Genomic DNA, 8,805 nt, shown 5'->3' on the forward strand with positions numbered 1-8,805 from the left:
GCGGGAGTGGTCGTCGATGACGGTGTGCACGAACGCGGTGCCGGTGCGGGGCTTGTAGTCCGCGCCGCGGGGCAAGCCTGGCGTGGCGCGTTTGTTGCGCTCGCCTTGCTGCCGGCCGAGGTAGCGGTGCCCGCCGCCGTCGGGGATGTTGCCGAACTTGGTGACATCGACGTGGATCAGCGAGCCGGGATGGTCGTGTTCGTAGCGGCGCAGCGGTTCGCCGGTGACCCGGTCGATGCGGGACAGCCGGTTGATCCGGCAGCGCACCAGCACCGCGTGCACGGTCGAAGCCGGGACGTTGAGCCGGCCGGCGATCTGGACCGGGCCGAGTCGGTGGCGCCATCGCAGCCGCACGATCGCCCGCATGAGGTGTTCGGGGGTGCGGGTCGGGCTGTGGTGGGGGCGGCTGCTGCGGTCAGCCATCCCTGCCGCGCCCTCGAGCCGGTAGCGCTGCGCCCATTTCGCGGCCGTTTTGGCGGCGACCATGAACATCTTGGCCGCTTCAGCGTGGGTCCAACCGTGTTCGACGACCAGCCGGGCGAGTCGCAGCCGGGTGCGCGGGGTCAGGGTGGCGTTAGGGTGGGACACGAAGGCCTCCGGCGGGTGAAGCGGTTCCTAGACAGCTCCACTTCACATCCGGAGGCCTTCACCTGTCAGCACGACAGGCCGCCAGTGATCACCTCAACTCGGGACAACGTCCCCGGACATCACAACTAGGCGGGGTTTTCCGGCGTCCACTGACAGGAGGTGTCAGTGGTGCCGCGCGAAGCTCGTCGTCATGAACGGCTTCGACTTCCTCCTCGGCTCCTGGACCGTGACCAACCGCCGGCTCGGCAAGGTGCTCGTCGGCAGTGACGACTGGACCGAGTTCCCCGGCACCACGACCTGCTGGTCGCTCTTCGACGGCGGCGGCAACATGGACGAGATCTCCTTCCCCACCCTGGGTTTCCGCGGCTGCACCCTCCGGCTCTTCGACGTCGGACGCGAGGAGTGGTCGCTGTACTGGGCCAACAGCCGCGACGGCCTGCTGCAGCCGCCGGTCGTGGGCGCGTTCTCCGGCGGCCGCGGCGACTTCTACGGCGACGACACCCACGAAGGGACCCCCATCAAGGTGCACTACGCCTGGACCGGCACGACGACGTCCACGCCGCGGTGGGAGCAGGAGTTCTCCACCGACGGCGGGCGGACCTGGGAGTCCAACTGGGTCATGGAGTTCGCCCGCGCTTGACAACCGCGTCGCGCACCACGCACGTTGTTGCTGAAGACGCAACTTCGGAAGGGTGCCATGACGCACTACGACGTGATCGTCGTCGGGCTCGGCGGCATGGGCAGCGCCGCCGCGTACCGGCTGGCGCAGCGCGGGCAGCGGGTGCTCGGCATCGACCAGTTCGCGCCGGTGCACAACCGCGGGTCGAGCCACGGCGGTTCGCGCATCACGCGCCAGGCGTACCTCGAAGGCCCCGAGTACGTGCCGCTCCTGCTGCGGGCGCACGAACTCTGGGCCGGCCTCGAACGCGACAGCGGGCGGCGGCTGTTCACCCGCTGCGGCGGCCTGATGGTCGGCACGGCCGGCTCGCGCACGATCACCGGCAGCCTGGCTTCGGCCGAGGCCTTCGGCATCCCGCACGAACTCCTCGACGCGCGGGAGGTCCGGCGGCGGTTCCCCACCATGGCGCCGTCGCCGGACGAAGTCGCGCTGTACGAACCGGGTGCCGGGCTGGTGTCGCCCGAAGGCAGCGTCGCCGCGCACCTGCAGCTCGCCGCGCGCCGCGGCGCCGAACTGCACCACGAGGAGAAGGTGTTCACCTGGAGCACCACGGCAGGCGGGGTGCGCGTCGGGACCTCGCACAACTACTACACGGCGGACCGGCTGGTGCTGTGCCCCGGCGCATGGGCCGGCGAGCTGCTGCGCGGCTTCGGTGTCGCCTTCACCGTGCGGCGGCAGGTGCAGTACTGGTTCGCGCCGTCGGGCGGCGTCGCGCCGTTCCAGCGGCACCCGGTCTACATCTGGGAGGGCGACGGCTACACGTTCTACGGCTTCCCGGCGCACAACGCGCCCGCGGACGGCGTCAAGGTGGCGCTGCACAGCGGGGGCCACGTGTGCACCCCCGACGGCATCGACCGCGCGGTGACCGGCGACGAGGTCCACGAGATCGCGACGGTCGTGAAGCGGCACCTGCCGACACTGCCCGGCGCGTTCCTCCGCGCGGCGACGTGCATGTACACCGACACCGCCGACGAAAGCTTCGTGCTCGCCCGGCACCCCGGCGAAGAACGCGTGCTGCTCGCCTGCGGTTTTTCCGGGCACGGCTTCAAGTTCGCGCCGGTGGTCGGCGAGGTCCTCGCGGATCTCGTGGTCGACGGCACCACCGCGCACCCGATCGCGCGGTTCGACCCGGCCCGGCTACTGGCCTAGCAGCGTCGTCGCGAGGGCTTCGTGGTCGACACCCGCGACGCCGTCCAGGACGTGCCACGGCGCGAGCCAGCCGGCCGCGGCCAGCTCGTCGTACACGGCGGCGCAGCGCCGCTGGAGGCCGTCGTCGGTTTCGAAGGCGTCGCGCTCCCGGCCGGTTTCGGTCACGGCACGGCGTTCGGCGCGCTCGGCCGCCACCGCGGGCGCCACCCGCAGCAGCAGGTGCGCGTCCGGGCGGGGCAGCCCGAAGCGGTCGACTTCCAGCTCGTACACCCACTTCACGACGTCGCCGGTCACGTCCTGGCGCAGGCGCGCGGCGGCGTAGGCGGCGTTGGAAGCGACGTACCGGTCGAGCAGGACGACGTCGTGGGTGTCGCGCAGCGCGCGGATGTCGTCCGCGGCGCCGCTGCGGTCCAGCGCGTAGAGCACGGCCATGCCGTACACCGAATCGGCGAGGTCGCCGTGCCCGCGGTGCAGCGCCTCCCGCACGAGGTCGGCGTGCACGCTCTTGCCGTAGCGCGGGAACGCCAGCGACGCCACGCTCGCGCCCTTGGCGCCCAGCGCCGCCGTCAGCCCGTCGGCCAGCGTGCGCTTGCCCGCGCCGTCGAGCCCTTCGATGACCACCAATCGACCCACGGCGTCACAGTAGCGGGGTGGTTGACCGGCGGGCTCGGTGGAAGGGGATCGACGCCGAGCCCGCCGGTTCGTCTACGCGGCTTGCCGCCGCAGGTGGAAGACGTAGCCGGCACCGCTGACCGCGAGCACGCCGGCGAGGATCAGCAGCGGCACCCAGCCGGTGTCGTGGCTCGGCGCCGCCGGGCCGCCGTCGCCACGGGGCATCACCTGGGACGTGGCGTCGTAGCCGCCGGCCTCGCCGTCGCGGGCGTAGGCCGAGCCGGGCAGCTTGTCCGCGTAGCGCGCGCCGACGGTCCGCTGGTAGTCGGCGACGGTGACCGCCGTCCCGCCGGCCAGCGGGGTGAGCCGGCCGTCCCGCACCGCGTACCAGGCGTCGACCTGGGGTTCGTGCAGGAGCTGAGCGCCCGCGGGCAGCTGCCGGGCGTACGCGCCTTCGACGTCGCCCGAAGCGATGTTGCCCACCTGCCAGGCGCCGTCGTCGCCGCGCACCGACCAGAGCGTCGCGGTCCGGCCGTCGGAGGCCTGGGCGGGGACGGCGAAGTAGGCGAAGTCGCCGGGCGCCGCGCCCGGTTTCCCCGTGACGAAGTCCGCCGACAGCTCGTAGACGGGGTAGGCGTCCGGCGCGACCCGCACCGTGACCGGCCCGTGCGAGTCCGGGGCCTGCGCGAAGAACCGGACCAGGGTGTCCTGGAGGCTCGCCGCCGCGGCGTGCGCGGCCACGGCGTCGGCGCTGCTGATGCCGGCGGACTGGGCCGCGCCTGACACCGGTGCCGTCATCAGCAGCGCCGCGCCGGTCAGCACGGCGAGGACCACCACTCGCCTGCTCATCGGGCGATCCCGGTGAGCGTGTGCGTCCAGGAGAACGACGGGTTGTGCGTGTAGAAGCCGTAGGTCGACCAGTTGTAGCGCTTGGCCGGTCCCGGGTCGCCCCAGAACACCCAGTCGCCGCCGGTGTCGTAGCCGTAGACGACGTGCGAGTGCCCGCCGCCCGAGCGGAAGCCGACCCGGGTCTCGAGCGGACGGCCGGCCGCGGTCTGGGTCCGGATCGCCGCGTAGCTGACCGGCCGGTCGAGGTAGCGGCCCGGCGAGCGGAACCCGAGCCGGGCGAAGGCGCGCTGCGGGTCGGCGAGCGTGCCGGTGAGGTTGGCGCAGTCCTGGCCGGTCTCGCCGTGCGCGAGCCGGCAGAACTCCTGCTGGGTCGAAGTGGCCCCGTGGTAGGCGGCGATGGTGTTGCCCGCGCCGGCCCAGCACCACTGGTTCTTCTGCTGCGCCTGCATCACGATCTGGTTGCGGTAGGTCGAAGGCGCTCCGGGCGCGGCTCCGGCGGTGGCCGGCGCGACCAGGCACATCATCAGGCTCAGAACCAGTACGGCGTGAACCTGGCTCGACTTCACCAGCACGGACGGCCTCCTGCTCGAACGTGGGCGAACCAGCGGTGGTCACAACGGTGAACAACGTGGTCACCGGGAGCAAGAACGCCATCCGGAGGAACGGACCGTTCCGGGGGACAGCCGGAACGCGGAACAGTCACCATTACGTGGCCAACCACCCTGAACGGGGGTCGGCCGGGGCACTCTACGCTGCTAACGTGAACGTTCCGCGGTGTTCACGCCCAGCGCACACACTGGTCGGGTGAAGGGACGAGCGGTGGTACAAGACGGGAACCTCCCACTGATCATCGATGGCGCCCGCACGACCCGGGCTTCGGTGGCCGAGCTGCCCAAAGAGCTGACCGAGGCGCTCCGCACCGGCGAGTTCCACCACGCGCTGAGACTGGCGATCGCCTACCGCGGCCTGTCGCTCGCCCGGCTGCGCGCGCACCTCGCGCTGCGCGGCGTCCAAATCGGACAGTCCACGCTGAGCTACTGGCAGCGCGGGCTCCGCCAGCCCGAGGTGCCGAAGGCGCTGCCGGCGGTCCGGGCCCTGGAATCGGTCCTCCAGCTGCCCGCGGACGCCCTCGTGGTGCTGATCGGCCCGCGCCTGGTCCGGCGCGGCCACCAGCCGGCGGCGTCGTTCCACGACCTGCGCTCCGGCGACATGGGGTCGATCGTGGAGGACCTGCTCGCCGAGCTCGGCGCCTACCCGTCGTCGAACCACTACAACGCCGACCTCGAGCTGCTGTCGGTGCACGACACCATCACGTTCGACGCGGAACACCGCCAGGTCAGCCTGCGCACGCGCTTGGTGACGCGGGCGCGGCGGCACGGCCCGGACCGGTACCTGACGGTGTACAACGGCGACCCGGGCTGTCGCATCGACGACGTCGAGCTGATCACCGACGAGGGCTGCCGCGTCGGGCGGATGCGCCGCAACCCGGACGCCGACACGATGGCGACCGAGCTGCTGTTCGACCGCAAGCTCGCCGAGGGCGACATCCACGTGTTCTGCTTCGAGGTCCGCGACGACTCCGGGTCGGCGTCGCCGGGCTACTACCGGATGCTGCGCGACCGGTGCGCGAGCTACCTGGTCCAGCTGCGGTTCGACCGCAACGCGTTGCCGGCCCGCTGCACCCGCCAGGTCCGCGCGCGCGACGACGCCCTGCCGGTGGTGGCGGAGGAGCTGGCGTGCGACATGGGCGGGGTGAGCAGCGCGTTCTTCAGCGACGCCGGGCCGGGGCTGGCCGGCGTCGCGGTGGAGTGGAACTAGCGTCGCTTTCACGTGAAAGTGACGCTCACCGGCCGCGGTGCCTGGCGCGTGACTTGGCTTTGGCGAGGGCACGGCGGCGGGCGGCTTCGGCGGCGGCACGGCGTTTGCGGGCCGCCTTGTTTTCGGTCGCCCGCTCGGTGACGGCGTGCTTCAACGCGCGCTGGGCGGCGGTGCCGATGCCCTCGTCGTCGTAGCTCCGCTTCGCCCGCTTGTGCGCCGGAACCGGCGGCGCTTCACGGGCTTCGTCGGCGAGCCGCACGAAGTCGCGCCCGGCCGCGAAGGCCGCCAGCTCGGCGTTGTTCGGCTCGGCGCCGAAGACGTGCCGCGCGGCCCGGACCAGGCCGTCCTCGTGGATTTCGTAGACACCGACCCAGAACCGGCCGTCGTGGTACAGCGTGAACACCCCGCTCATCGGGAAACCTCCAGGCGTGACGGATCAGCCTGGCGCCACCGGTTTCCCTTGCGGGACAACGAGCCTGTATCGGCCGCCCGGACTACCTACCGGGCCGTGAGGTTCGTGAAGCCAAGAACGTGTTCGAGGTTACGCGGGTCCGCCGCCGATGCCGAGTTCGTTTCCTTCGGGGTCGTGGAAGAGGAACTTGCGGACGCCGTTGTCGTACGTTTCGAGGTCGGCGGGTTCGATGCCGCGGGCGGAGATCGCGGAGATGCGCTCGTCGAGGTCGTCGACGAAAAGGGTGTGGAAGGCGTGGCCGGCCCGATCGGGCCGCAGTTCGACGACGACCGAGCCGTGCGGGGTGACTTCCCAGAGGGCTTCGGTGTCACTGACGACGTAGGTCGGCGGGGAGCCGAAGAGCCGTTCGTACCAGGCGAGCGCGGCGGGGTAGTCGCGGACGGCGATGCCGGCGAAGAGGTTGACGCTCACCATTCACCCCGGGTCCAGTCCAGCGCCTCGCTGACGGCGGTTCCCCAGCCGCGGGAGGAGGCGGTTTCGTCGTTCGGCAGCATCATCGTTCACACCTGCTTCTTCGGCTGTCCCGAGCGAGGAACGGAGGGGCCGCCCCGAACACTTTCGGGGCGGCCCTCACCAGCGAAAACGCGGAAACCTCAGTACCGGTAGTGCTCCGGCTTGAACGGCCCTTCGACATCCACGTCGATGTACTCCGCCTGCTCCTTGGTCAGCTTCGTCAGCTCACCGCCCAGCGCGTCGAGGTGGATCTTCGCGACCTTCTCGTCGAGCTTCTTCGGCAGCCGGAACACCTCGTTGTCGTACTCCTCGTGCTTGGTGAACAGCTCGATCTGCGCGATCACCTGGTTGGAGAAGCTGTTCGACATCACGAACGACGGGTGCCCGGTCGCGTTGCCCAGGTTCAGGAGCCGGCCCTCGGACAGCACGATGATCGTGTTGCCGTTCGGGAAGATCCACTCGTCGACCTGGGGCTTGATGTTGATCTTCCGGATGCCCGGGTAGCGCGCCAGGCCCGCCATGTCGAGCTCGTTGTCGAAGTGGCCGATGTTGCCCAGGATCGCCTGGTGCTTCATCTTCGCCATGTGCTCGACCAGCACGACGTCCTTGTTGCCGGTCGTCGTGATGACGATGTCGGCCTCGGGGAGCGCGTTCTCCAGCGTGCGGACCTGGTAGCCGTCCATCGCCGCCTGGAGGGCGCAGATCGGGTCGATCTCCGTCACGATCACGCGGGCGCCCTGGCCGCGCAGGGACTCGGCCGCGCCCTTGCCGACGTCGCCGTAGCCGCAGACGACCGCGACCTTGCCGCCGATCAGGACGTCGGTGCCGCGGTTGATGCCGTCGATCAGGGAGTGGCGGATGCCGTAGCGGTTGTCGAACTTCGACTTCGTCACGGCGTCGTTGACGTTGATCGCCGGGAACAGCAGCTCGCCGGCCGCCGCGAGCTGGTACAGCCGCAGGACGCCGGTCGTGGTCTCCTCGGTGACGCCGCGGACGCCTTCACCGATCTTGGTCCACTTGTCCTTGTCCGACGCCACCGAGGCGCGCAGCAGCTCCAGGAACACGCGGAACTCGTCCGAGGTGTTCTCGTCCGGGGTCGGCACGACGCCGGACTTCTCGTACTCGGTGCCCTTGTGTACCAGCATCGTGGCGTCGCCGCCGTCGTCGAGGATCATGTTGGGACCCTCGCCGTCCCAGGTGAGCATCCGCTCGGTGCACCACCAGTACTCCTCGAGCGACTCGCCCTTCCACGCGAAAACCGGAACGCCCTTGGGCTCCTCGGGCGTGCCGTGCGGGCCGACGACGATCGCGGCGGCCGCGTGGTCCTGGGTCGAGAAGATGTTGCAGGAGGCCCAGCGCACCTCGGCACCCAGCGCGACCAGCGTCTCGATCAGCACCGCGGTCTGCACCGTCATGTGCAGCGAGCCCGACACGCGCGCCCCGCGCAGCGGGTAGACCTCGGCGTATTCCCGCCGGAGCGCCATCAGCCCCGGCATCTCGTGCTCGGCGAGGCGGATCTCCTTGCGGCCGAACTCGGCGGCATCGAGGTCGGCGACGGCGAATTCGATGCCGTTGCGGGTCTCGTGCCGCTTCGCAACGCTTTCGGGGGGCATAGTGGCGATTCCTCCAAGACTCGATGACACCGGAACACTACCGTTGTCCGCTCGACCTTCCCTAGAGCGGTTAGGAGACCCTTACCGTGCCGATGCCCGGCCCGGACACCCGAGTCGTCGAAATCCGCGTCGCCGGCCTCGTGGGCACCAGCGGGGAAACCCTGCTCGACGCGGTCTCGACCGTCGACGTCGCCGGCGACGGGCTGGGCCGGGTGATCCGCCCGGCCGACCGGCTGCGCCGGCCCGCGCCCGGGCCCGTGCTGCCGGCACTCGGCCGGACGATCCCGCGGACCCTCGAAGGCTACCTGTGGCACGGCATGACGTCCGGCGGCGCCGCCAAGGCCACCTGGGCGCTGCTGTTCCCGTTTTCGCTGGCCAACGTCGCTTTCTGGATGCTCCCACCGATCCCGCCCGACCGCCGCCTCCCGCGCGTCCTGGGCGCCGTGTGCCGCGGCCTGCTGCGCGTCGGCGCCCTGCTGCTGACCATGCTGCTGATGGGCCAGCTCGCGGCGATCGCGCTCGACCTGTTCGCCGCGCAGTGCCTCGCGCCCGGCTCGGGCTGCCTGCCCGTG

Annotated in this window: 10 protein-coding genes and 1 pseudogene; 4 read left to right on the top strand and 7 right to left on the bottom strand. The window is 71.0% G+C overall.

Annotated elements, in window-relative coordinates; translation table 11 throughout:
• Positions 1-588 (bottom strand): leucine zipper domain-containing protein (locus G3I65_RS54250; protein WP_160697706.1); only part of this gene is annotated, 588 nt, incomplete at its 3' end.
• A 190-nt stretch (positions 589-778) separates the two neighbouring features.
• Between G3I65_RS54250 and G3I65_RS54255 the strand changes: the two genes are divergently transcribed.
• Positions 779-1,228, top strand: a complete 450-nt coding sequence (locus tag G3I65_RS54255; RefSeq protein WP_160704217.1) for a hypothetical protein — start codon at positions 779-781, stop codon at positions 1,226-1,228.
• A gap of 57 nt (positions 1,229-1,285) precedes the next feature.
• Positions 1,286-2,416 (top strand): N-methyl-L-tryptophan oxidase, encoded by a 1,131-nt coding sequence (gene solA / locus G3I65_RS54260; protein ID WP_160704219.1) that lies wholly within the window; start codon positions 1,286-1,288, stop codon positions 2,414-2,416.
• On the opposite strand, the gene G3I65_RS54265 is transcribed toward solA, so the two are convergent.
• The 3 genes from G3I65_RS54265 to G3I65_RS54275 form a co-directional block, all read right to left on the bottom strand.
• Positions 2,405-3,037, bottom strand: coding sequence for a dTMP kinase (locus G3I65_RS54265; RefSeq protein ID WP_309236108.1), 633 nt, complete (start codon positions 3,035-3,037; stop codon positions 2,405-2,407). The two genes, solA and G3I65_RS54265, sit on opposite strands and share 12 nt — an antisense overlap.
• Before the next feature lie 84 nt (positions 3,038-3,121).
• Entirely contained in the window at positions 3,122-3,877 is a 756-nt protein-coding gene (locus G3I65_RS54270) for a hypothetical protein (RefSeq protein WP_160704223.1), read from the bottom strand.
• Complete coding sequence (locus G3I65_RS54275; RefSeq protein ID WP_160704225.1) at positions 3,874-4,449, bottom strand: papain-like cysteine protease family protein; 576 nt, start codon at positions 4,447-4,449, stop codon at positions 3,874-3,876. Before G3I65_RS54275 ends, G3I65_RS54270 begins: the two co-directional genes overlap by 4 nt.
• 247 nt (positions 4,450-4,696) lie before the next feature.
• Here G3I65_RS54275 and G3I65_RS54280 point away from each other — a divergent pair, with 247 nt between their 5' ends.
• Positions 4,697-5,695, top strand: coding sequence for a hypothetical protein (locus G3I65_RS54280; protein ID WP_091317693.1), 999 nt, complete (start codon positions 4,697-4,699; stop codon positions 5,693-5,695).
• A gap of 25 nt (positions 5,696-5,720) precedes the next feature.
• Here G3I65_RS54280 and G3I65_RS54285 read toward each other — a convergent pair whose 3' ends face one another.
• The 3 genes from G3I65_RS54285 to ahcY form a co-directional block, all read right to left on the bottom strand.
• Entirely contained in the window at positions 5,721-6,107 is a 387-nt protein-coding gene (locus G3I65_RS54285) for a YjdF family protein (RefSeq protein WP_160704227.1), read from the bottom strand.
• A gap of 129 nt (positions 6,108-6,236) precedes the next feature.
• Entirely contained in the window at positions 6,237-6,578 is a 342-nt protein-coding gene (locus G3I65_RS54290; protein ID WP_160704229.1) for a VOC family protein, read from the bottom strand.
• Between the two features lie 182 nt (positions 6,579-6,760).
• Complete coding sequence (ahcY, locus tag G3I65_RS54295; RefSeq protein WP_160704231.1) at positions 6,761-8,233, bottom strand: adenosylhomocysteinase; 1,473 nt, start codon at positions 8,231-8,233, stop codon at positions 6,761-6,763.
• A 92-nt stretch (positions 8,234-8,325) separates the two neighbouring features.
• Between ahcY and G3I65_RS54300 the strand changes: the two are divergent.
• Positions 8,326-8,805: pseudogene (locus G3I65_RS54300) on the top strand (hypothetical protein); the annotation flags it as partial.

The sequence above is a fragment of the Amycolatopsis sp. SID8362 genome (genome assembly GCF_010550475.1).
Lineage (GTDB): Bacteria > Actinomycetota > Actinomycetes > Mycobacteriales > Pseudonocardiaceae > Amycolatopsis > Amycolatopsis eburnea.

Excerpts from the sequence above, each read along its gene's own strand:
- G3I65_RS54270 (WP_160704223.1), bottom strand. The coding sequence starts at position 3,877 with ATGAGCAGGCGAGTGGTGGTCCTCGCCGTGCTGACCGGCGCGGCGCTG.
- G3I65_RS54255 (WP_160704217.1), top strand. The coding sequence starts at position 779 with ATGAACGGCTTCGACTTCCTCCTCGGCTCCTGGACCGTGACCAACCGC.
- ahcY (WP_160704231.1), bottom strand. The coding sequence starts at position 8,233 with ATGCCCCCCGAAAGCGTTGCGAAGCGGCACGAGACCCGCAACGGCATC.
- G3I65_RS54285 (WP_160704227.1), bottom strand. The coding sequence starts at position 6,107 with ATGAGCGGGGTGTTCACGCTGTACCACGACGGCCGGTTCTGGGTCGGT.
- solA (WP_160704219.1), top strand. The coding sequence starts at position 1,286 with ATGACGCACTACGACGTGATCGTCGTCGGGCTCGGCGGCATGGGCAGC.